This is a genomic window from Spiroplasma mirum ATCC 29335, from assembly GCF_000565195.1.
Lineage (GTDB): Bacteria > Bacillota_I > Bacilli_A > Mycoplasmatales > Mycoplasmataceae > Spiroplasma > Spiroplasma mirum.
Genome location: NZ_CP006720.1, coordinates 395,931 through 419,449, shown reverse-complemented (window position 1 = coordinate 419,449; position 23,519 = coordinate 395,931). Strand labels below are relative to the sequence as shown.

Sequence of the window (23,519 nt, the reverse complement as noted above, 5' to 3'; positions counted from 1 at the left end):
AAAAATATACTAAGGATTGAAAGGAAGATAAGAGTAAACCAAAAATTGTGAAAAACGAACAATTATTAAATACAAAACTTAATTCTACACTTTTATTTAATGAATTATAGAACTTCTAATAATTTAGAAGAAATTATCACAGACTTAAAAATGAAAAAAATATCAACTTCTGAAAGAAATTTATAATATGTTACCCAAACTTACTTTGATTAATTTAGAACCAAAAACAGAGAATAAACATAGAACTACAATAAATAATCTGAAGGAAAAAGTAAATAAAATTCAACAAGATTTATGATCTGATAAAGTTTTACAAAAAATTTTAAGTACTTTAACTTCAACCTTAAGTTTAACTACTAGCAAAAAAGTACAAGCAGTAACTGACGTTTCTGGGCAAGTAATAGATAATCCCTAATAAAATAAAAAAATAAATTCTCTTTCAGAATTTATTTTTTATTAAATAACATAGTTTTTAAATTATTATTATTTAATAATCTAATTCTTTGTTTTTGATATGTTCTTGACGCATAATATCATAAATATCAGATTCAAATTTCTTTGTACCATTAATAACCGCCAATAGTGGTTGTTCACCAATTTTAGCTGGTAATTGTAAGGTATCTTCAAAATAATTGGCAATTCCTTTAATTAAACCACCCCCACCACAAATGGTGATCCCGTTTTGAAAAATGTCCCCTGCTAATTCTGGTGGTGTTTCTTCTAAAACTTGAACGGTTAAATCAATAATTCGTGAAATTGGTACCTTTAAAACTTCGCGAATTTCTTCGGGAACTAATTCAATTTCCCGTGGTAATCCGGAAACAACATCGCGACCATATACTTTCATTTTTCGTTCATCCGGGTATTTTGCTAAACTACCAATTTCAATTTTAATCATTTCGGCAGTTTTAATTCCAATTTCTAATCCATATTGACTACGAATATATTTTAAAATTTCATCATTTAAGTAGTTACCGGCAACTTTAACCGATTTTGATAACACAATATCTCCAGATGATAATACCGCAACATCAGTTGTTCCTCCACCCATATCAACAACTAAGTTTCCATTAGGTTTATAGATATCAATTCCCCCACCTAAGGCTGCCATTTTAACTTCTTCTTCAACAAAGACACGGTCAGCTCCTAAGTTAATAGCAATTTTTTTCAAGGCATTTTTTTCTAATTCTGTAATTACACTAGGACAAGCTAGTAACATTACTGAACCTTTTAATTGTTTTGAGACATGTAAGCGGTTAAAAATATATTTTAATTGGGCTTCAGTTGCTCTAATATCTGTTATAACTCCGTCAACCATTGGACGGACAATTCGAATTGATTTGTTACCTTTTCCGATCATTTTATATGCTTCGGCTCCAACAGCAATAATTCTATTTTCTTTTATTTTGTAAGCAACAATTGAGGGTTCATTATAAACAATTCCACTCCCTGAAATGTAGACAAGTGTAAATGCTGTTCCTAAATCAATTGATACAAAAGTTGGTTTCTTATTATTAATTAATGCCATATAAAAATCCTCCTTAAATATAATTATATTCTAATTTTTATATTAAACAAGATAAAAATTAGGAAAAAGTATAATTATTATTAAATCTTCAGGGGTAATTTTAATTTTAATAACTAAGTTGTTAACCATGATACCTTAATTACTAAAGATTTTGTTTTAACTTCACAAGGAATTACTGACCAGGAAGGAATTTTAAGATTACCATATTTTAAATTTGTAATTTTAACTTTTTGAACTTCGTACTTTAACACAACATCACTTGGCTGGGGTGGTTGCAATAAACCTTCAATTTGTAAAAACTTAATATTAAAGAAAACAACATCCGTATAAGAACCCCGGTAATGCGTTAAATTAGTGTTAACCTTTTTTAAATTAGCAGAGTGTGTTAATTGGGTTATCGGTAAAAATTTGGAACAAACAAATAAAAAACCTGGTTGCGAATAGCTAACTTATTTTTATTATTTAATAAATTTAACTGATCAGCTAAGCACTGGTTCACAACATTAATTTCTTGCCGATAAATTGTAACTTTTCCCTGAGTTGTTAAATAACAATATTTTTTAGCGGAACAATATGATCATGTTCGTTCGTCCCCACTGCATAATTAGTAATCTCAGGATTGGCGTTTTGATCAATTGCGACTTCAACTTGGGGAAGGTGGCAATTAAAATTATCAATCTTAATGGTTTTATCCGCATGAAAATTGTGACAGCCACTAATTAGACTGTCGGGAGAAATGCTCAAAATAATGGCACTAAAAAAGGTTAATAAGTTTTTCATAATCTCTTTCCTGTGTAATATCTCATTCTCTCTGTTATTTTTATTATCTTAACTCGTTTTGGTTTAAAACACAAAATACCAAGGAAATAATTAGCGAAATAAAAAAGTCAAAAAGAATTTTGACTTTTTATAAAAACTCTCTATGATTTGTGAATCTGATGCTAACATCGTTTCCATTTCTCTTCTCTTATACTTATATTCTAGTCCTTTTCCACTAAAAATCAAGATGTTTACTAAAATTTTTCATTTTTATTGATAAAGTAAAAAGGAACAATTACTTGTTCTTTTGTTAGCTTAGTCTAATTTTCCAAAGACGTTTTTAAAAACTTCATCATAAGTAGCAACCGGAATAATTTTTAAAGTATCCTGTACTTCTTTTGGAATATCATCTAAGTCTTTTAAGTTTTTATTTGGGATTAAGATTATTTTTAAACCACTTCGTTTCGCCGAAATTGATTTTTCACGTAATCCTCCAATTGGTAACACTTGGCCACGCAAGGTAATTTCCCCGGTCATTCCGATGTCTTTTGAAACTGGGCGGTTACTTAACGCACTAATAATTGCGGTTGTTAAAGTAATACCTGCCGAAGGACCATCTTTTGGGACTGCTCCTTCAGGAACATGGATATGGACATCATGGGTTTCAAAGAATTTTGGATCAATACTATATTTTTCCGCATTTGCTTTAACATAGTCTAACGCAATTGAAGCTGATTCTTTCATCACATCTCCTAGTTTTCCGGTTAACACAAAGTTTCCTTTTCCTAGGAAGGTATTAACTTCAATTGGTAAGATATCTCCCCCAAATTGTGTATAAGCTAAACCAGTTACAACTCCAATTTGTGATTCTTTTTCCGCTTCGGTATGTTCAAAGCGACGTTTTCCTAATAATTCATTAACTACCTGCGGAGTTACTGTTAAGTTTATCATTTCTTTATTTAAGAATTTAACAATGAACTTACGAGCAACAGCATTTAAATCACGTTCTAACTGTCTAACTCCTGCTTCTCTGGTATAATGCTTAATAATTTCATTAATTGCATTATCTGCGAAAATTAACTGCCCATCAGCTAAACCATTATTAGTTAATACTTTTGGCACTAAATAATCTTTCGCAATATGGAATTTTTCTAATTCTGTATATGAAGATAATTGAATAATTTCCATCCGATCAATTAATGCTTCGGGAATATTATCATAATAGTTGGCCGTTGCAATAAACATTACATTTCCTAGATCATAGTTTTCTTCAATATAATGATCTGAGAAAGTTGCATTTTGTTCTGGGTCAAGAACCTCTAGCATTGCACTAGCGGGGTCACCACGGTAGTCCGAAGACATTTTGTCAATTTCATCTAACAAGAACAAAGGGTTAATTGTTTTTGCTCGTTTCATTGATTGAATGATTCTTCCAGGCATTGCCCCAATATATGTTTTCCGGTGACCTCTAATTTCTGATTCATCTTTAACCCCACCTAGGGCCACTTTGACAAAGTTTCGTCCAGTTGCTTCCGCAATTGATTTCGCTAAACTAGTTTTTCCAACACCAGGAGGACCAACTAAACAAATAATTTGACCTTTTAGCGAGTTAGTCATTGTTTTAACAGCTAAATATTCAATAATCCGTTCTTTAACTTTATCTAATCCAAAATGATATTTATCCAGCATTTCTTTGGCATATTTTAAATCATTTTTTTCTTCGGTACGTTCTCACCATGGAATTTGCATCATTCAGTCAATGTAAGTCCGGATAATATTTGATTCACTAGAAGCTTGTGGTAATGATTCATAACGAGCAATTTCTTGTTCAATGCGTTCTTTGATGTTTTTTGGGAACGGTTCTTTTTCTAATCGTTCTTTGTAGACTTTCATTTCGTCAGCAGCATCATCGAATTCACCTAATTCATCTTTAATTGCTTTTAATTTTTCACGTAAGTAGTATTCACGTTGTTGTTCATCCACTCGTTCTTTAATTTTTTTGCTAATTTTGTTATCAATATCACTAACTTGTTGTTTATTAACTAAATGGTCAAAAATAATTTGTAATCTTTTTTCGACATCTAATTCTTCTAAAATATCTTGTTTTTTAGCAACTGGAATAAATGGTAAGAATTGAGCAATGGTGTCAACAACTTCATTGCCATCAACTGAATCACCGATTTGTTCTAATAAATCTTCTGGTAAAATGTCTTGCAATTCCATTAATTGTTTAATATTGCTTGTAATTTTTTCAACAATTTTATCTTCTGATTTAATTACTGATTTTAAAATATCAATATCAGCTGTATAATATTCTCCTTCGCGTAAATCTAACAATTTAACACGATCAACGGCTTTAAAGTTAACTGTTAAACTACCATCTTCTCACACTTTCCGAATTTTCAACTCGGCTAGGACTCCAATCCAGTAAATCCCTGATAATTTTGGATCATCTTCTAGTGGTTTTTTTTGACTAATTAAGACAATATGGTTATCAAATTCCTTATTTGCTGTGTTAACCGCTAAAATTGACTTATCTCTCCCCACTTCTAAAACTTGTTCAAAACCTGGAAAAATATAACTACCTCTGGTAACTAACACAGGAACATTCTTTAATTGGGTTGTTTCTGTTGATTGGTTAATTGGTTCTGCCATTTTTAAACACCTCCTATAAATGTTTTTTACTTGTATATATGTTAACTATCATAAAATAAAAGTCAATAGTTAAGATACATTTCCACTATAAAAAGATTATAACAAAAAAATTAGCACTTTCAATACCTAAGTGCTAAAATTTTAAAAGTTTTCTTGTTATTGGCCATTATTATTGTATAAGTATTCAAAGACTTTATCATGAATTACCTGGTTTTTAATTTGCTCTGCGGTTACTAGTTTGGCTTCTTTTAAAGTTTTCCCATCAATGCCAAATTGTTTTCCTAATTTATCATATTCTTTATCAATGTCTTCGGTGGTAACATCAAATTTTTGTTCCGCTTTAACAGCATCAACAATAACCCCATTTTCTAAACGGTTTTTTGCATCCTTGAATAATTCATTATTGATGTCTTCTTCTGTTAACCCCGTTCTTTTTTTGTAAGTTTTAATATCCATTTGTTGAGCTTGTAATTTTTGCTCAAATTCATGTTTTAACTGATTAGATTCCTTACGAATAATTGATTCGGGAATTGATAAGGCTGAATCTTTCGCAATTTCTCTAAATAATAGTCCAATAAAACGGTCTTGTTCTTGTTTCATTAGTTGTTTTTTCAGATTATTTTCAACATGTTCTTTTAACTTCGCTAAAGTATCAATTCCTTTTAAATTAACATCTTTCGCTAACTCATCATTTAATTCGGGTAGTTCTTTTTCCTTAACTTCTTTAATATTTAGTTTAAAAACAGCTGGTTTTCCTTTTAATTCTTTCACTTGATAGTCATCCGGAAAAGTAACATTTATATCATGGTTATCACCAGTTTTTAAACCAATCATGGCATCTTCAAAACCAGGAATAAATTGACCACTACCAATTTCTAATGTAAAGTCACTAGCTTTCCCCCCTTTAAAAGGTTTACCATTCATAAATCCTTCAAAATCAAAGATAACAGTATCACCCTTGGCAATTGCGGTTGTTTTTGCTTTAAAAATTGCAAACTTGTCGCGTAATTGGTCAATGCTGCGATCAACATCTTCTTTTTTAACAACTACTTTTTCTTTTTTTAAATCATTAAACCCAGTATATTTATTAATTTTAATTTCTGGTTTTAAATCAAATTCTAATTCTAATACATATTCAGTTTTACTTAATTTTTTAACCGCTGGAGTTGGTGAATTAAATGGTTCAACATCTGATTTTTGCGCAAAAGCAAATTGATAAGCTTTATTAACAACTAAGCGGTGCGCAGCATTTAAAATATTTACTTCGGTTAAATTCTTTTTCACTAAATCAGCAGGAACTTTTCCCTTACGAAAACCAGGGACTTCAATCTCATTGGTTGCTTTTTGTTCAGCTTTTTTAACAATCTCTGCTCATTCGTTACCATCAACAGTTACAATTCATTTTCCAATTCCTTTATCTAAATTTTTTTCTGCTTTAAATTTCATCTTTAATACCTACCTTTTTAACACATTTATCATTATAACAAAAACTATAATTTATATCCGCTAAATTTATTATTTTTTACAGAACTTGTTCAATTTCAAATAATTCTAAATATTTATTAGCAATTGCTACTGAGCAATTTAACTGTTCAGCAATTGTAATAATTTGGACATCATCAAATTGAAGTAAATGGCCTTTATAAATAATTGCACAAGTTAAATCAGCAACTTCATTATTGTCTATGAAAAATGGATATAATGCATAATAATAATTTTGTAAGATATATAAACAAACATTGAATAAACTAGGATTATCATTATAAACATGCTGGTCTAATAATTTTTGAATTTTTTTAACCTGGTGGTGCGTATAAAAATCTTGAATTTTTATGGGGTTTAACGTGAAGGTGCCATTTGTTTTAGTTACTTGAAAATCTTCATCAATGTTTTGTTCTTTTAAAACATATAACAAATGAATTTTTAACGCATTGCGATAGAAACTATTCATTAGATATTTCCTGATGGTTGGGAGAATTTGGCGAGCATTATAGTTTTTTAAATAATGAAAAGCAACTAAATGGATTTCTTCATCCAACGAATTTAATAAAATATTTTCAATCTCTACTAATGATAAGTTTGCTTGTAATTTACGATTAGTTTGTTCATTCATAACAGTATTTGCTTGTTTAAAAAATTCAACTAATTTTGTTTCTACTTGTTGGGGAATATAGGGCATTTCCAATTCATTGCGTGCTTTTCAATAAACTGCTTCATAATCGCCTTCTTTTAAAAGATTAGCAATTTCAGTTAAAATTTCATCATAATAATTATTTGATTTCTTCATCTTCTTAACTCCTAGGATTTTCTACTAAAATTATATAATTAAAAAAATAAATTAAAAACCCTATTTACATTAATTTTTGACTAATGCGGATAGGATTTAATTTTTGCTTTTTTAATTAAATTTAAATGGCACCCACGGAGAGATTCGAACTCACGACCCTACGCTTAGAAGGCGCATGCTCTATCCTACTGAGCTACGTGGGCATAACCTTATTTATATTATCACAATTATTTTCATTTTTTCAAGCAAAATTAGGATATTTTAAGTAGATATTTTGTGGGAAGAAAATAAAAAAAATAATTTTGCTAATTATTTTAAATAAAAAAATATGTTATAATGTTTTCAGAAATAAATATTTGAGTATATATAATACCTAACATTTCTTTTTTTGTTAGGTATTTTTATTTCAAAGATATTTAGTTCTACTAGGATATGAAACTAGAATTCTGACTGACTATTTTAACGGAAATTTAAGTCTTGATAGCTAAATTTAATATAGAAGTCCGTTAAATCGCAACGTAACAACTTGGAAAACTATTTTTTAATTAAAAAAGTATTTAATAATCAACTACTTTTAAAAGAACAATTCTTCACTAAGATCATAATCAAGATATAAGATTGAATTGTCACTAGTTTTTGGTTTTGATGGAATTAATTGGTAATTCAATTTAAATTGATGTTCAATTAACACAATTGCTCGATAAATTGCCATAAAAATAACACTATTAATTGAAAACTTAATTAAATTAAACGGAATCACAATTGATACTAAAATACTTTTAAACCAAGCAATATCACTTGGCTGATAGTTCATAAATTTTGCATACATATCATAAATAAATAACCAGTTAAAAAAATGTCATTAAGAATGTTGTACAAATAATGCTAAAAATAATAGCAATACTTGTAATTAAATAGTCATATCCTTTTTCGTTTTTGCCTTTAACAAATTTATTAATTATTCAGTGGAAATAAAAGTCCCCCACTAAGAAAATTCAAATAAAAATTAAATCGGCCAACATTAAGGCAAAAACATCAATTGGGCCGTTCCCTAAGTAGGCTATTCGTAATCAACTCACACTAATTACTAATAAACTACTATAAACAATCCCAATAATTCGGACTGCTAATAAACAAATAAAGTCAGTAAATTCAATTTTTAAGAAAGGCGCCACTGAAAAAATACTTAAATTAGCCACTTTACTAATTCAAGAAAATAGTACATATAGCGCAACAATAATTGCCATTGCAGCGATTCGTTTTGTTTCTAACCGAAAACTATTTTTTAATAATCTTCTCATCTTAAATTCCTCACTTTTTTAATCAATAAAATTATATATAATTAAAAAGAAAATGGAATAGTTATTAACCAAAGTTTTATAAAACATGAAAGGAACAGCAACCAATGAAATTTACCAACTTACAAGAATTACAAAATATTATAATAAAATTCTCATCAAAAGAAATTAAAAATTATCAAGAACTAACTACTACAATAAATACCACACATCAAGAATTTTTAAATGTTATTTTAAAGAACATCTTAGTAGAAATTAATGTTCTGAAAGAAGATTTAACAAAAAATGCTAATGATCCTTTATTGGTAACAGTTAGTCAAGAAAAAGAAGAAAAATTAGCCGCTCTTTATTCATTTCAAAAGGAAATTGAAACACTCCAAAGTGAAATTAATGAAATGACACCAACTACAATAGCAATCGAGTCTGAAAAAAATAAAATTAACTTAATTTTTTATAAAATTATTGATCATCTGTCGCAACAAGAAATTGAAAATTTTAAAAAAATTTTTGAAGAAGATTTAAAAGTAGCAATAAAATCACTTGGTTTTAAAATCAAAACAATACAATATGGTTTAAAATTTAATCCAAATAATATTCCCTTTGCCACACCAAAAAAATCTTTTTGAAGTTCGATAACCCCTAAAAAAATACAAAAAATGACCTTACTAAATAAACAAAAACTAGGCATTGAAATCGCAGATTTTGATTTCCGTGATCCCACACTAAACGATGATCATTTTTCCAAAGCATTAAAACCTAAACAATTAGCAGCAGAAAAAAGAAAAGAATATAAAAAACCAGGTGAACTAAATGAAATAGATGTTGCTAATAAGTTAAAAATAACTGAAGAAAAGCAAGCAAACCAAGAAATTGAAATGGTTACATTAACAACTCAACAAAAAAAAATGCAAATAGCGAAAAAAGAAAATGGCAAAAAACTTAACGAAATTACAGAAGAAATAAAAAATGAAGAAATAGAAATGAATGAAATTAAAAATAGCGCTCCTAGCCGTTAAATTTCCAAAATATTACCCAACTGATAATTTTCTATGTTATATTAATATAAGAAAATAAAAAAAGAAAGGAAATTTTAAGATGAGTAAAAATAATGTGCTGCGAATAATTGTGGAAATCCCAAAAGGATCAAGTAATAAATATGAATATGATAGTCAAACTGGTCGTATTATTTTGGACCGGGTATTATATGGTGCCAATTTTTATCCCGGTGAATATGGATTTATTGAAAATACTTTAGATTGAGATGGTGACCCGTTAGACGTAATTTCATTAATTACTTACCCAACAGTTCCGGGTTGTCAAATCAATGTGCGGGTGTTAGGGACAATCAACATGATTGATAGTGGGGAAATTGATACCAAACTATTTGGTGTTGTTGATAGTGACCCGCGCTTCAAACATTACCAAACATTAGCAGATGTGCCCCAACATTTACGTGATGAAATTGAAAATTTCTTCTTGCAATATAAAGCATTGCAAAAAAAAGAAGTCCGAATTAATGGGTGAAGTGGTGTTGACCAAGCGCTCAAAGAAATTAAAGAATGTCAAGATCGTTATTTAGAGTATAAAACAATCCTTGAAACCGAAGGCAAAGAAAAAGTAATGCAAATTTGAAAAGAAAAAGGACTAGGTCAAGTGTAAATTAAGATTTATTAATAAAATAAAAAAACTGTAATTATTTACAGCTTTTTTTATTTTTGATATTGATCAATTTTTTCCGAAATAATATCAACAATTTCATCGGGGGTTTTATCCTCCGCATCAATAACTAAGAAATTAAACTTATCTTTATTCCGTTGGTATCATTCTTCATATTTTTTGTTTAATAATTCTCAGTAAGCAGGGCTCACTGTTTGTTCACTTGGTCTTCCCCGTTGCTTAATCCGGTTCATCGCCCCAAACGGTGAAATTCGTAAATAAACTACTAACTCTGGTTTAATGGTTTCATCCAAGTATAAACTTTGTAAAACCACAATATCATAAAACTCACGATAAACTTTGTAATCAGTCATGTTCATATAACCTAGTTCGTGGAGAACATCCACAAAGATAATGTCTTCTAACACACTGCGATCAAAAATAATATTTGGTTCAATTTTAGCTTGTTTCAATTGTTTACTACGGGCCATCACCATATAAACTTGCATTTTAAACGCCATTTTTTTTAAATCAGCATAGTATTCATCTAAATATGGGTTTTCTTCAACTGGTTCGTCCATAACTACATAGTTATATTTATCGCCGAGCATTTTACTAACAGTTGATTTTCCTACCCCAACTACTCCTGCTAATGTAATTCGCATAACTTCCCTCTTTTCTTATTTGCTTAATTTTATCGTATTTTAAAAATGATTAAAAGTAGTTTTATTTTTTTATGCTATTAAAAATTCCAAAAAAGCGCTTAATTTCTTTTGGTTTTAAATACCGTCATTCTCCTGGTTTTAAACTTTCATCTAACTGTAAAAAACCAATTGCCACTCTTTTTAACTTTAGAACTTCACTGCCAACAGCGCCAAGCATACGCTTAACCTGGTGCTTTTTACCCTCGTGAATAATTAATTCTAAAACCGTGGTGTCATCTTTTTCCAAATATTTTAACACCCGAGTTTGGGATGGGGAGGTTGTAAAATTATCCTCAATTTTTACCCCACAGGCTAAATCACACAGTTGGGGTTTCGTAATGATTCCCTTGACTAGCACATGATAAGTTTTGTCAATAATATGTTTAGGATGAGTAATAATATTGGCAAACTCCCCATCATTCGTAATTAATAATAACCCACTAGTATCATAATCTAATCTCCCCACCGGATAAACTCGGTAGGAAATTCCTGTTAAGTACGATAGCACCGTTTTCCGGTGGTGTGGATCACGAACAGTGCTCACGGTATTGCGGGGTTTATTTAACATTATATAGATTTTTTGCTGATTTTTATTTTCCAGGATTTTATTATCAATCATAATGACATCGTGAGATGTAACTTTAAACCCCATTTCACTGATAACTTGCCCATTAACCTTCACCCGACGTTGTAAAATTAATTCTTCTGCTTTACGGCGCGAAGCATAACCATAATTAGCAATTACTTTTTGTAACCGTTCCATTATTTAAATAAGTCCTCTTCTTCGTCACTAGTAATTTCTTGTAATTGCGGTAACTCGGCCAGGGAATTTAAGTTAAAAGCTTTTAAGAATTCTTGGGTAACTTTATAGTTTAGTGGTTTTCCTGGCAAGTCACTTTTTCCCGCCTCTTTAATTAATTCGCGGGCTTTTAACTTATAGATGACATTATCGGAATTAACACCCCGTAAATCTTCTATTTCTGGCTTGCTAATGGGGCCACGATAAGCAATGATGGCTAATGTTTCAAGGGCTGCTTGGGATAGACGGGCTTCAACTTTGGAATGGGACAATTTTAAATAAAACGGATAATATTCTTTTTTGGTTGTTAACCGGTATTTATTTGCAAAATTATTAATCATTAACCCCCGAGTAGAGCTAGTTTGGTATTCCTTTGCTAAGGTCGCAATTAACTGTTGACAATCCTGGAGTGGTAATTCTAAGACTTCACTAATTTCAGACAAATCAATTCCTTCATCTCCGCTAATAAAAAGTAACCCTTCTAATAAAGCATTTTTTTCATTATTATTCATCTTGCTGCTCCTCTCCTAAGTTAAGATAAGTAATATAAATGTTATCCAAATGTTGGTGCTGGGTGATGCTAATCTTTTGATGACGAGCTAAGTCTAAAATCGCAATAAAACAAGCAACAAACACCTGGGTTGATAGTTCAAAATAATCTAATAAATCTCCTAATAACCATTCCTGGGTGGTGTTTTCAATAATATCTAAAATTTTAACGGTAATTTCTTCGGGGGAAACTTCGGTAATTATAATATTAGAATTTAATGGTTTGGAAGCATTAATCCGCTCTAACATTTTTAGAAAACTATTGGCTAATTTATCAATGTTAATTTTAGGGGATAAGGGTAATTCTTCATCAGGAACGCGTTGACCTTTAATAATAGTTTTTGGTTTTGATAAATATTTGCTTGATTCTTGGTGTTGGTTTTTAAAATAATGGGTCACTTCTTTAATCTTTTTATATTCTAACAACCGGGCAATTAGTTCTTCACGGTTATCCTTTTCGTAGTTTTCATCAATTTCAACTTCTTCTTTGGGAAGAACTAGTTTAGTTTTAATTTCAATTAAATAACTTGTCATTAATAAATATTCGGACGCAATTTCAATGTTTAATTTTTCAAATTGATGTAAATAAGCTAAAAACTGATCAGTTATTTCTAACAAACTAACGCTAAAAAGATCAACTGCTTTTTCTTTAATTAGATGCAATAATAAATCCAGCGAACCAGTAAAATTATCTAAACTTACTTCATAGCGGGGATTATTTGTCAACATTATCTTTCCCTTCTTTATTTCCTCTTTATATATCATAATGATATTTTATAATAATTCAAAGCAAAATTATAAAAAATTGCGAAATAAGCAACAGAGTTTTAAAATCCCAAAGAAAAAGAGGGCACCGCTCTCTTTATTAATTATTGAATTACTTCATATACTAGTTCGTAGTCTTTTGGTTTTTTGTCAGTAATTTTAAAAGTACTTTCTGCTCATTCATAAACTGGCTCGGTAATATAGCGATTAGTATATAATGTCATCACCACTTCCCCTTCGTTTACAAATTCACCCGTTTTTTTATTTAAGTAAATCCCTGCATGATGGTCAATTGCTTCTTCTTTGGTATTTCGTCCGGCTCCTAATCGCACTGACAATAATCCTAAGGCGTTAGTATCAATAATTTCGACAAAGCCAGTTTCTTTTGCTTTAATTTCAACTTTATTTTTAACTTTTAAAATTTGGTCCAACGAACTCAAATCACTAATTAGTGATAAATCACCACCCTGTTCTTGGATAAAGTTTTTAAAGTAAGTTAATGGTTCTGGTGAATTGTGAAGTTTATCCTGACAAGCTTTAAACGCACTATCAAAATCAGGGAATAATTTTGCTTGGCATAAGCTTAACGCCGCTGATTCACAAACAATATAATTTAAATCATCAGGACCTTCGCCCTGTAAAGTTTTCACAACTTCATAAATTTCAATCGCATTCCCAATGGCACGGCCTAATGGTTGATTCATGTTGGTAATTTCAGCAGCAATTTTTTTATCAAAATGTTTCCCAATCCCCACCATAATTTCGGCTAATTGTTTAGCTTCGGAAATTGATTTCATAAAGGCCCCATTTCCACATTTAACATCTAAGACAATCCCGTCACTACCAGTGGCAATTTTTTTACACATAATGCTAGCTGCAATTAGTGGAATTGAATTAACTGTGGCAGTAACATCACGTAGGGCATAAATTTTTTTATCCGCCGGAACAATATTACTTGACTGGGCAATAATTGAAATATTTGTTTTATTAACAATCCGGACAAACTCCGCAAAGGGAATTTCAACTTTGAACCCCGGAAAACTTTCTAATTTATCAATTGTTCCCCCTGTTTGGCCAAGGCCACGTCCAGACATTTTTGCTACTTTTAACCCAAAACTAGCAACAAGGGGCGCATAGATTAAACTAACTTTATCACCAACACCCCCCGAAGAATGCTTGTCAACTTTAAAGCCGTTGATTGCAGATAAGTCATATACTTCTCCTGATTGAATCATCGCATCGGTTAAATATGATATTTCGGTAATTGACATTGATTGGAAAAAAACTGCCATTAGAAAGGCTGACATTTGATAGTCAGGGATCACCCCATTGGTATATCCTTCAATAATAAATTTAATTTCTTCTTGGGTTAGTTCTTGGCCATTTTTTTTCTTTTCAATTAAGTCTAAAAGTCTCATTCTTTTTCATCTCCTATTTATTTCTTAAGCATTTTTGGCTTTTTGTTTTAATTCGGCACGATATTTTTCATAGGCTTTCTTATGGTCAACATGTTTATATTGATCAATTCCTTTTTGAATGATTTGCTTAACATTGTTTGAAATTAAGTCCGTTGGTTTGGTCATAAAAGTATCTGGTTTAATTGGTTTATGAAACACAACATGAATATATTTCTTGCCTTTTTGTTTAACTTTTTTATTTAAAACTTGGTATGAATTAACAAGCGACACCGGAATAATTGGCGCGTGCGCTTTTTGAGCGATTTTAAAACTTCCCGCTTGGAATTCTCCCATTTCCTGTTGATGACTACGGGTTCCTTCCGGGAAGATAACCATTGTCCGGGGCACGCGAATTAATTCGTTTGCTTCATTAATAACTTCAATTGCTTGGCGTGGATTCTTACGGTCTAAGAATAATACATCAATTAAAGCCACAAAATTTTTAAAACGCTTGTCAGTTGCTAATTCTTTCTTGGCAATAAAAGCACACGGTGCGGTTTTACTAAAATCATTTAACCGAAAAATAATAGCGGGATCAATATTTGACTGGTGGTTAGCAACCATTAAACAACCCTTATCAATTCAATTTTCTTCTTTATGAACAATTAACTTAATATCAAAAATTCATAACATATATTTTGTTCGTTTCTGAAGCCAGTGATAACGGTATTCTTCAGAAACAATATTGGGATCACGTTTAATTTTTCTAGCTATGCTCTTTGATTTTGTTAACATTCGCAAAAAACGTGGTAATGTTAAGATAATTTTTCATATATTTGGCATTAAGATCTTCTCCTTCTCACATATTTTTTAACAGTAAATTCATCATATTCTTGGTTAAATTTTAATTCAAAATCATCAAGATTAAAAGGGGGAAAATAAGTATCACCAGTATATTTACCCTTAATATAACTAATAATTAACTGATCGGCCACGGGCAAAGTTTCTTCATACACCTTTGACCCCCCACAAACTATTAACTCATTATCCGGATTTTGTTGATATTGTGTTAGTATTGGTTGTAAATCATGAACAACCTGCACATCTGGATGGTCAAAGTGATAGTTAGGATTATGGGTCACTACAATTGTTTTCCGATTAGGTAACACGCAGTTAATTACTTCAAAAGTAGTTCGTCCTAATAAAATTGTTTTATTAAGAGTTTCAGCTTTAAAATGTTGAAGCTCAGCTTTAATATGCCATGGCAAGTGATTATCCTTGCCAATTAAACCATGCTGATCCATTGCCCATAATAACTTAATCATTACACTGCCACCAAACCTTTAATGGCGGGATATGGATCATAATTTTCTAAGACAATATCTTCATAAGTAAAATCAAATAACGATTTTACATCCGCGTTTAATTTTAAGGTTGGCAATGCACGTGGTGTTCTCGTTAATTGTTCATTAATTTGGGCTAAATGATTTTGATAAATATGACAATCACCAAAACTATAAACAAAATCACCAAGTTCAAAACCACACACCTGAGCAATCATATAAGTTAATAACGCATAACTCGCAATATTAAAGGGAACTCCTAAAAAAACATCCGCACTGCGTTGGTATAATTGGCAACTTAATTTATTATCTTGAGAAACATAGAACTGAACAAGGGTATGACAAGGTGGTAAGGCCATATTATCAACTTCTTTCGGATTTCAAGCACTTAAAATATGACGACGTGAATAAGGGTTAGTTTTTAAATTATCAATTAAATTTGCTAGTTGATCCACTCCTTCAAAATTACGTCATTGTTTTCCATAAACTGGACCTAAATCCCCATGTTTTTGCGCGAATTCATCATTTGTTTCAATTTTTTCAACAAATTCAGCTAAAGTTTCATTTTGGTAATCTGATGACTTCGTATATTTTTCATATGGTCATTCGTTTCAAATCCGGACATTATGGTTAACTAAATATTTAATATTAGTATCACCCTTAATAAACCATAGTAATTCATACACCACCGATTTAAAATGAACTTTTTTAGTTGTTAACAAGGGAAACCCTTCTGCTAAATTAAAGCGCATTTGATAGCCAAAATAAGAAATTGTTCCGGTATTAGTCCGGTCTTGCTTGACTAAACCATTATCTAAAATAAACTGGGCCATTGTTAAATACTGTTTCATTAATTTACCACTCCTTTTTATCCTGTTAGAAAGTATCAATACAAGTAAATATTACCTTATTTAACAAATAAAATCACTCGAAATTACGAACAATTAATTAATTTTTTGCTAGCAATTTAAAAAATTTATGTTATCATATCTATAAGAAAAGAGGTATCAAACTAATGAAAAAATATTTTAAATTATTAATTAGTAAACTTAAAATATCATTTGGTTTGTTTGTGCCTAATATATTTGGAGCAATCCGTACCACAAATAGTAATAATGAATACGAGCAAGCTTATATAATTAATAATGCTATTTATACTCCGGAAGAAATTAACCACAAAACAATTAGAGTTAAAGCAGAAGATGAACAACCTTCAGCGCTAGTTAGTCACCAAATTGTTAAAGAATACCATAATTTAACTTTAACCCTACCACAACATAATCCCTTATTGGTAATTATTGGTTTTGTAGTCTGGTTTTTTAAAATAAAAAATGTGCAGATCCTAATCTAAATCAAAACTGTAACTTACTCAAAAATACAAAATACATACCCAAAAAATTAGTACCTAATCAAAATACAAGAAAATTTAAATTAACAATTATAAACTTATAACAAATATAGTAATTTTTTCATATTTAAATTAAACCTTTCAAATCAAATAATAATATTATAAAAAGTCTAGTTTCTCTCATACTAGGCTTTTTTTAATTTAAAATAAAAAATATTTTCTTTTAAAAATATTTTAAAACCATGGTTTAAAAGTTTTGGTAATTCCAAATCATGAATTAATTTCATTCTGAACAACCGGTAAGTTAAAGTATAGAATAACAACCACAATAATTGCTAATACTAATAAAACGGCAAAAACGATCATAAAGATTGCAAATTTAGATAGTTTTCGTTTTTCATGGTTGATATCTTCTTCACCGGCTAAATTAGCTGTTTGCTGGTCAGCATATAAGTTATTAGCATCATAACCAAATTCCATATCATTATTTAGGTCAAACTCATTATTTGTTGAATCATTATAACTTGGCTCTGCAAAAGTAGTGGCGTCATTGCCAAATTCTGATCCGTAATTATCGAGATTATTATCTAATTCCATCTCATTGGTATTCATCATTCCGTCGTTGAGATTTTCCATTACAAATTCATTATCAGCAAATTGACTATCGACCCCTAAATTTGGCGCCGGTGCATTTAAATTTGATGATGCCATAATTTCGGGTTTCATAATTGCATAATGGTTATTTGCCCCTTGCGCTGGTGTTTGGTAATTATTATTACTATTATTTACATACTCACTGCTAGGTGGCGGGTTAAATGGTGGTGCAATTGGTGGATTATACGGTGGTTGTTGATAAAATGTGGATTGATTTAATGGTGGTGTAAAATATGGTTGGTAAGGATTACCCATCAAATAAGGATTATTAAAATTCATATAATTAGGTGTTTCTGGATAATATGAATAATTTTGTTGGTGATTACCAACTGGTGATAAAATGTATGGTTGGTAGACAATTGGCTGATAAATTGGCTTATTATGTTGAATATTATTTTGCCCTGTTAATCCTAATGAACTTAAAACTGGCGAATTACGATTAGTCAATGGTCCTAATGGACCTAACCCCATTTCTAATTCCAAATTATTAACGGGATAATAACCTAGTTGCGCTCCCCCATAAAACATTGAATTTGGTGCTCCCCCAATTGGATTATTCATCATTTGGGCGGCTGATAACTGATTATTACGAGCCATTAATGCTTGGTTTTGTTGTCATAATTGATTAATTAAATTAGTATTATCCATATTACCATTTGGATTAGGATTATTGGTTTGGTGTTGATAATTAATGTTATTTGCTGGTTGACTAAATGTCGAATTTAATACTGATTGGTTTAAATTTCTCCCTGGTCCAGACTGGGGAAAATTATCTTGTGATTTATTTGGGACAGCTGCTTGTTGAAAATTTTCATTAGTAAAAGTCTTTGGTCCATTGTTACTAGTTCCCAAGTTTTGATTAATTGCTTGTTGAAATTGTTCTTTGGTATTTGTCATTACTGTTTGCCCCTATCATATATATATTAAACTGTACTCTATATACCCTGTTATCTTTGTATTATTACTATATATATTATACTACAAAATTGATTTTTTTAATTTATAATCTTGCATCATTTTTTATTTAAGTATATACTATTATATTTTTATTTTTTTTAAAAAACCAAAATATAAATAAAAAACCTTTTAGATAAAGGTTTTAAAGCATTATTTAGAATCATTATGAATAATAATATTTTGTTCTTCATTTTCAACAGCATTGTCCTTGGCTTGTTGGACAAAATCATCAGGATAATCAATTAACTTAGTTTTATTTTTGTGCCATGTTGTATAAAGCATTGGAACTAAAATTAACGCACAGACTAAGTCATTTAATCCGGTGAAAACAAAGTAATCAATATTATTACCTGTAGCATTACTTACCCCAAATCCAATTAATGATAAGGGCACAATTACTAGTAATGATCGCAACATTGAAGAAATCATTGTTTGAACAGGGCACCCAATTGATGAGTATAAAGTCATTGCTGTATAAGTTGCAGCGGCAAACAGATATGTTGAGAAGTTTAAAACAGCATACCAGCGGTATTTGCCAACTAATTCGGCGGGAAACTCATATAACTTCATCATTTGATCAGCAAACGCTAAAATAATAATAAAGACGATAAAGAACCAAATTAATTCTAAGAATGCCACCCGGAAGAGAATTTTCTCAATCCGTTGGTATTTTTTCGCCCCATAAGCATAAGCACAGATGGCCGTTGCTCCTTGGAATAATCCAATTCCCGCGGAAATAAAGATCACCATAAAGGGCGAAATTGAAGTATAAACTAATTGACAAATATAGATTCCGACACTGGTTGCTTGAACACGTTGGCCATTCAGAGTAAAGTAAACATCATCTTGGCCGGGCAAATGGACAACTAAAATCGTTGAAATTAAAATTTGGATGGCATTTGCAAAGTTCATAAAAAAGACTCCAACTCCAATTGGCATTGCCCGTTTAATAACCACGAATGATAGTTTCATATCTTTAAACCCAAATTTACAATATGAATTTTTGGAAAAGATAATAATTGTGGTTGAAAAACATATATTAAAAGTTCATGCCATCATACTTCCCATCATAACTCCTGACATTTCTAAGTGACAAAGTTTAGCAAAAATAAACGAAAATAACACGTTCACGGGAATTGATAAAACTTGCATTAATAAAACAATGAAAACTTTTCCTTCGTTACGTAAAAAGGTTGGTAAGGCAAATGATAAAAATAGCAAGGGTGAACAAAAGATAAAAATCCGCGAATATTCCCATGCTAAAGTTACATAGTGCTCTTGAATTGCCGATGACAAGGAACTATTCATCTGCACCCGTACTAATAAGGCATGAAAATTATCATTCATTAAGAAAAACACCACGGTACTGATAAAAATTGAAGTAATAATTTGTAAAACAATCATATTTCCCATAATTTTTCGCATCGCAGCAATATTTCGTTTTCCATATTCCATTGAAAAAACAATTGAACAACCAACCCCAAATAACATCGCGAACGAAAAAATTGTGTAATACGCAGTCATTGTATAACCTGTTGTTAAATTTACTAAATTATCAGCGTTTTTAGCAGTGATCCCAAACCGAATCATAATATCATCCTGGGTAAAACTTTGCGCCATATTTTTATCAATAATATTATATAACCCCTGAATAACCATAATTAACACCATCGGTCCACAAAAATACCAAATTGCTTCCCAAGGTCTCGTATAGCGTAACTTCTGTTCACGTCTGGTTAATCCTAATTTACTATCCATAATCTTACCACCTTCTTTTGAAATATGTTAAACATTTAACAAAATAACGTTAAAATTATACCATACTTTTCACAACTTCAACGTTTTTGCTAATTATTTATTAAGAAATTTTAAAACATCTTCAATATGGCCAACGGGTTTTACTTTTTGTCAAGATTGGAGAATGTTAAAATCATTGTCAACAACAAAAGTACTTCTTTCAATTGCCATAAAAACATTGTTGAACATCTTTTTTTGTTTCATAACATCAAAATGCTGGCAAAGCTTTTCATCAATATCACATAGCATTGGAAACGCAACTGTATGGTCACATTTAAATTGATGTTGTTTTTTGGGATTATCCCGCGAAATACCAATCACATTATAGCCTTTTTGTAAAAACTCTTGGTAATGTTTGTTATAGGCAATTGTTTCTAATATACATCCCGGTGTTGCTGCTTTCGGGAAAAAATATAAAATATAGCCCTTTTCCTTTTGAAACTCAGATAATAAATGCTGTTGATTATCCTCAAATAAAAATGGTGTTGTTTTTAAATCCATAGTAATGACCTCCTTATTAAAAAAATAAGAAATAACAATTTCTTATTTTTGACTACTAAAAATTTGAATTAAGTATTTTGTTACTTCCAGTTTGTTTTTTAATATGTTAAATAATAATTTTAAATCTAGAAAGATCAAGTAAAATGAAATTTCGCTCAGATCAAATTGGTATTCTAGTTTATTAATTTCTTCTTGAATTTTATCAATTTCTGATTTAATATCCTCATAATCCTCTTGAGCAGCATATACTTTTAAACTAGCACGTTCTTGTAAATCACTCACATCTTGATCTAATGATTTAATTATTGCCATTAATTCATTTAATGATTGTTCAATCTTTTCTTCTTTTAATGACATTTTTTCATTCTTATGCTCCATATTAATCACCTACTTCTATGTCTTTAATATATCATAAATTAACAAAAGAAACTAAAAATTTCCAATTATTAGAAAAATTATCTAGTGGTAACTGTCAAATTACCAATTGGAATATGATTGGTGTTCATGAATAATCCGTTCTTAAATTAAAAGAGTGGATAAAAAATATTATAAGTGAAAAGGATTATTTGTAAAGATAAATTGCACATTTAATAAAAAAATGGTTATTTAAATAACCATTTTTAACCGCAAAACGACACAGCTTCAATTTCAACTAATGCATCTTTAGGCAATTTTCCAACCTGAACTGCTGCCCGTGCTGATTTGTTCGTATTAAAAAATTGACCATAGACCTCATTCATTTTGGTAAAATCATTCATATCTTTTAAGAAAATATTAACTTTAACAACATCTTCTAAGGTAGCATTTGCAGCTGCTAAGATTGCTTAAATGTTTAATAATGATTGTTTAGTTTGGTTAGCAATATCATTACTAATAAATTCCATTGTTGAAGAAACTAATTGTAATTGCCCCGAAACATAAATAAAATCTCCGGCTTTGATTGCTTGTGAATATGGTCCAATTGCACTTGGTGCTTGATCAGTATTAATTACTTTATGTGCCATTTTTTTATTTCCTTTCTGTGCTCTTTATAAGATTATTATACAATTAAAGGTTTAGTAATTAATTACTAAACCTTTAATTCTTGTCACTGAATTTAATGTTTCTTTAATTCCTTGGACCCCTTGTCCCGATTCTTTAATTCCTAAGAATGGGAAGGAATCGGGTCCCCGTTGTGATTTCCCATTAATATTAACAGTTCCGGTTTCTAATTCATGAGCTAAATGAAAGGCTTTGTTAATATTTCTTGTAAAAATACTTGCTTGTAAGCCAAAATTTGATTTATTAGCAATTTTAACCATTTCTTCTTCGGTTTTACAACGAATAATTGGCAACACTGGGCCAAAAGGCTCTTCTCATGCTAACCGCATATCAGTTGTAACATGGTCAATTAAAGTCGCCGCCATTAAGTTGCAATCCCTTTTATTACCAACAATTAATTTAGCATTTTGCGCTAAGGCATCATCAATTAATCCTTGCACAAAATCAGCTGAATTTAAATCAATTAGGGGAATAATAGTGTGGTTATCTAATGGTGAACCCATTGTTAATTTTTCAACTTCTGGTTTTAATAGTTTTACTAACTCATCAGCCACTGTTTCGTCCACTAAAACCCTCTTAATGGCTGTACAGCGCTGTCCTGAGTAAGAAAAAGCCCCCAAAATAATTTCTTTAACTGTTTTATGTAAATCGGCATCTGCTAATACTAAAGCCGGGTCTTTTCCCCCTAATTCTAAAACTAATTCACGACCTTTGGCCATATTTTTAATATGGTTCCCAACTTCTACTGAACCCGTAAAGGAAATTAAATTAATTTCATGATGACTAACTAATAAATCACCAATATTGTGACCTCTTCCCGTTACCACATTAAAAACACCACGGGGAAAATTAGCTTCCATTGCTAATTTTGCCATGTATAATCCCACTAAACTACCATTGGTTGCTGGTTTAAAAACAACCGTGTTTCCAACAACTAAACTAGGAGCAATTTTAGAAATACTTAAGTTAACGGGATAATTATATGGGGAAATTGCTAAAATAACACCACGTGGTACTTTCGTAAAGATTCCCATTTTGTTTTTAATATTTCACCCATCACCTGTTAATGCTTCTGGTTGCATTCTTTTGGCTTCTTCAATCGTATATTCAATATATTCAACTGATCGTAAAACTTCAGTTTCGCCATCTTTAATATTTTTCCCAACTTCATAAGCCATAATTTTTGCTAACTCTGCTTTATGTTTAAGTAATAAGGCACTTCAGTCTTTTAAATATTTAATTCGTTCAAATAAGGTTAAATTTGCCCATTCTCGTTGGTATTGACGAGCACTTTTAAAAGCTAAATCAATTTCTTTAGCTTTTAATGCTGGTACCTTTCCACACGGTTTTAAATCAATTGGTGAAATAATTTCTAATCATTCACCATTGTTGATTAACTTTCCATCAATTAGAGCATCAAGTGTTCAATTCATAAATTTATCATCTCTTTTCTATATAATCTTATTCTATAACTTTTTTAG

The 23,519-nt window shown here is 30.4% G+C and carries 25 protein-coding genes, 1 tRNA gene and 1 pseudogene; 4 read left to right on the top strand and 23 right to left on the bottom strand.

The window, feature by feature from the left end; all coding sequences use genetic code 4:
- Positions 1-187 precede the first annotated feature (187 nt).
- Positions 188-415 carry a hypothetical protein gene (locus P344_RS02115; protein ID WP_025317244.1) on the top strand — a complete coding sequence of 76 codons (228 nt, stop codon included), beginning with the start codon at positions 188-190 and terminating at the stop codon, positions 413-415.
- Between the two features lie 72 nt (positions 416-487).
- Here the strand turns inward: P344_RS02115 and mreB are convergent, their stop codons facing one another.
- From mreB to P344_RS06635, 9 genes are all read right to left on the bottom strand, one after another.
- Entirely contained in the window at positions 488-1,528 is a 1,041-nt protein-coding gene (mreB, locus tag P344_RS02110) for a rod shape-determining protein (RefSeq protein WP_025317243.1), read from the bottom strand.
- Positions 1,529-1,641: 113 nt separating this feature from the next.
- A complete protein-coding gene (locus tag P344_RS06645) occupies positions 1,642-1,806 on the bottom strand; it encodes a hypothetical protein (protein ID WP_156028518.1) in 165 nt (54 codons plus the stop codon).
- 265 nt (positions 1,807-2,071) lie between these two features.
- Positions 2,072-2,308 carry a hypothetical protein gene (locus P344_RS02105; protein ID WP_025317242.1) on the bottom strand — a complete coding sequence of 79 codons (237 nt, stop codon included), beginning with the start codon at positions 2,306-2,308 and terminating at the stop codon, positions 2,072-2,074.
- A 294-nt stretch (positions 2,309-2,602) separates the two neighbouring features.
- Positions 2,603-4,942 (bottom strand): endopeptidase La, encoded by a 2,340-nt coding sequence (gene lon, locus P344_RS02100; RefSeq protein WP_038677563.1) that lies wholly within the window; start codon positions 4,940-4,942, stop codon positions 2,603-2,605.
- A 156-nt stretch (positions 4,943-5,098) separates the two neighbouring features.
- Positions 5,099-6,388, bottom strand: coding sequence for a trigger factor (tig, locus tag P344_RS02095; RefSeq protein ID WP_025317240.1), 1,290 nt, complete (start codon positions 6,386-6,388; stop codon positions 5,099-5,101).
- 76 nt (positions 6,389-6,464) lie between these two features.
- Positions 6,465-7,229 (bottom strand): DUF3196 family protein, encoded by a 765-nt coding sequence (locus P344_RS02090; RefSeq protein WP_025317239.1) that lies wholly within the window; start codon positions 7,227-7,229, stop codon positions 6,465-6,467.
- 126 nt (positions 7,230-7,355) lie between these two features.
- Positions 7,356-7,432, bottom strand: a tRNA-Arg gene (locus P344_RS02085).
- Positions 7,433-7,803: 371 nt separating this feature from the next.
- The gene (locus P344_RS06640; protein WP_156028681.1) at positions 7,804-8,043 is read right to left on the bottom strand and encodes a hypothetical protein; all 240 of its coding nucleotides are present in this window, start codon (positions 8,041-8,043) and stop codon (positions 7,804-7,806) included.
- A gap of 34 nt (positions 8,044-8,077) precedes the next feature.
- Entirely contained in the window at positions 8,078-8,530 is a 453-nt protein-coding gene (locus P344_RS06635) for a hypothetical protein (RefSeq protein WP_156028679.1), read from the bottom strand.
- A gap of 104 nt (positions 8,531-8,634) precedes the next feature.
- Between P344_RS06635 and P344_RS02075 the strand changes: the two genes are divergently transcribed.
- Together P344_RS02075 and P344_RS02070 are read left to right on the top strand one after the other, a co-directional pair.
- On the top strand, positions 8,635-9,543 hold the full coding sequence (locus P344_RS02075) for a hypothetical protein (protein ID WP_025317238.1): 909 nt from the start codon (positions 8,635-8,637) through the stop codon (positions 9,541-9,543).
- A 79-nt stretch (positions 9,544-9,622) separates the two neighbouring features.
- Complete coding sequence (locus tag P344_RS02070) at positions 9,623-10,186, top strand: inorganic diphosphatase (RefSeq protein WP_025317237.1); 564 nt, start codon at positions 9,623-9,625, stop codon at positions 10,184-10,186.
- 50 nt (positions 10,187-10,236) lie between these two features.
- On the opposite strand, the gene P344_RS02065 is transcribed toward P344_RS02070, so the two are convergent.
- From P344_RS02065 to thyA, 8 genes are all read right to left on the bottom strand, one after another.
- Positions 10,237-10,848 (bottom strand): deoxynucleoside kinase, encoded by a 612-nt coding sequence (locus P344_RS02065; protein ID WP_025317236.1) that lies wholly within the window; start codon positions 10,846-10,848, stop codon positions 10,237-10,239.
- 61 nt (positions 10,849-10,909) lie between these two features.
- Positions 10,910-11,650 (bottom strand): pseudouridine synthase, encoded by a 741-nt coding sequence (locus tag P344_RS02060; protein ID WP_025317235.1) that lies wholly within the window; start codon positions 11,648-11,650, stop codon positions 10,910-10,912.
- Complete coding sequence (scpB, locus tag P344_RS02055; RefSeq protein WP_025317234.1) at positions 11,650-12,198, bottom strand: SMC-Scp complex subunit ScpB; 549 nt, start codon at positions 12,196-12,198, stop codon at positions 11,650-11,652. The genes P344_RS02060 and scpB overlap by 1 nt, the downstream gene beginning before the upstream one ends.
- Positions 12,191-12,964, bottom strand: a complete 774-nt coding sequence (locus P344_RS02050; RefSeq protein WP_236681414.1) for a segregation and condensation protein A — start codon at positions 12,962-12,964, stop codon at positions 12,191-12,193. Before P344_RS02050 ends, scpB begins: the two co-directional genes overlap by 8 nt.
- 140 nt (positions 12,965-13,104) lie before the next feature.
- Positions 13,105-14,418, bottom strand: coding sequence for a thymidine phosphorylase (locus tag P344_RS02045; RefSeq protein WP_025317232.1), 1,314 nt, complete (start codon positions 14,416-14,418; stop codon positions 13,105-13,107).
- A 24-nt stretch (positions 14,419-14,442) separates the two neighbouring features.
- A complete protein-coding gene (locus tag P344_RS02040; RefSeq protein WP_025317231.1) occupies positions 14,443-15,240 on the bottom strand; it encodes a lysophospholipid acyltransferase family protein in 798 nt (265 codons plus the stop codon).
- Entirely contained in the window at positions 15,240-15,722 is a 483-nt protein-coding gene (locus P344_RS02035) for a dihydrofolate reductase (RefSeq protein WP_025317230.1), read from the bottom strand. The genes P344_RS02040 and P344_RS02035 overlap by 1 nt, the downstream gene beginning before the upstream one ends.
- A complete protein-coding gene (gene thyA, locus P344_RS02030) occupies positions 15,722-16,591 on the bottom strand; it encodes a thymidylate synthase (RefSeq protein ID WP_025317229.1) in 870 nt (289 codons plus the stop codon). Before thyA ends, P344_RS02035 begins: the two co-directional genes overlap by 1 nt.
- Positions 16,592-16,755: 164 nt before the next feature.
- Between thyA and P344_RS02025 the strand changes: the two genes are divergently transcribed.
- Positions 16,756-17,091 carry a hypothetical protein gene (locus P344_RS02025; RefSeq protein ID WP_025317228.1) on the top strand — a complete coding sequence of 112 codons (336 nt, stop codon included), beginning with the start codon at positions 16,756-16,758 and terminating at the stop codon, positions 17,089-17,091.
- A 231-nt stretch (positions 17,092-17,322) separates the two neighbouring features.
- Here the strand turns inward: P344_RS02025 and P344_RS02020 are convergent, their stop codons facing one another.
- The 6 genes and pseudogenes from P344_RS02020 to P344_RS01995 all read right to left on the bottom strand — a co-directional run bounded on the left by P344_RS02020 (position 17,323) and on the right by P344_RS01995 (position 23,471).
- Positions 17,323-18,639 (bottom strand): hypothetical protein, encoded by a 1,317-nt coding sequence (locus tag P344_RS02020; RefSeq protein WP_025317227.1) that lies wholly within the window; start codon positions 18,637-18,639, stop codon positions 17,323-17,325.
- Between the two features lie 210 nt (positions 18,640-18,849).
- Positions 18,850-20,457, bottom strand: coding sequence for an MATE family efflux transporter (locus tag P344_RS02015; protein WP_025317226.1), 1,608 nt, complete (start codon positions 20,455-20,457; stop codon positions 18,850-18,852).
- Between the two features lie 93 nt (positions 20,458-20,550).
- Positions 20,551-20,997 carry a peroxiredoxin gene (locus P344_RS02010; RefSeq protein ID WP_025317225.1) on the bottom strand — a complete coding sequence of 149 codons (447 nt, stop codon included), beginning with the start codon at positions 20,995-20,997 and terminating at the stop codon, positions 20,551-20,553.
- 42 nt (positions 20,998-21,039) lie between these two features.
- Positions 21,040-21,375 carry a hypothetical protein gene (locus P344_RS02005; RefSeq protein WP_025317224.1) on the bottom strand — a complete coding sequence of 112 codons (336 nt, stop codon included), beginning with the start codon at positions 21,373-21,375 and terminating at the stop codon, positions 21,040-21,042.
- Between the two features lie 242 nt (positions 21,376-21,617).
- A pseudogene (locus P344_RS02000) lies at positions 21,618-22,001 on the bottom strand (Rid family detoxifying hydrolase).
- Between the two features lie 51 nt (positions 22,002-22,052).
- A complete protein-coding gene (locus P344_RS01995) occupies positions 22,053-23,471 on the bottom strand; it encodes an NADP-dependent glyceraldehyde-3-phosphate dehydrogenase (RefSeq protein ID WP_025317223.1) in 1,419 nt (472 codons plus the stop codon).
- Positions 23,472-23,519: the final 48 nt, after the last annotated feature.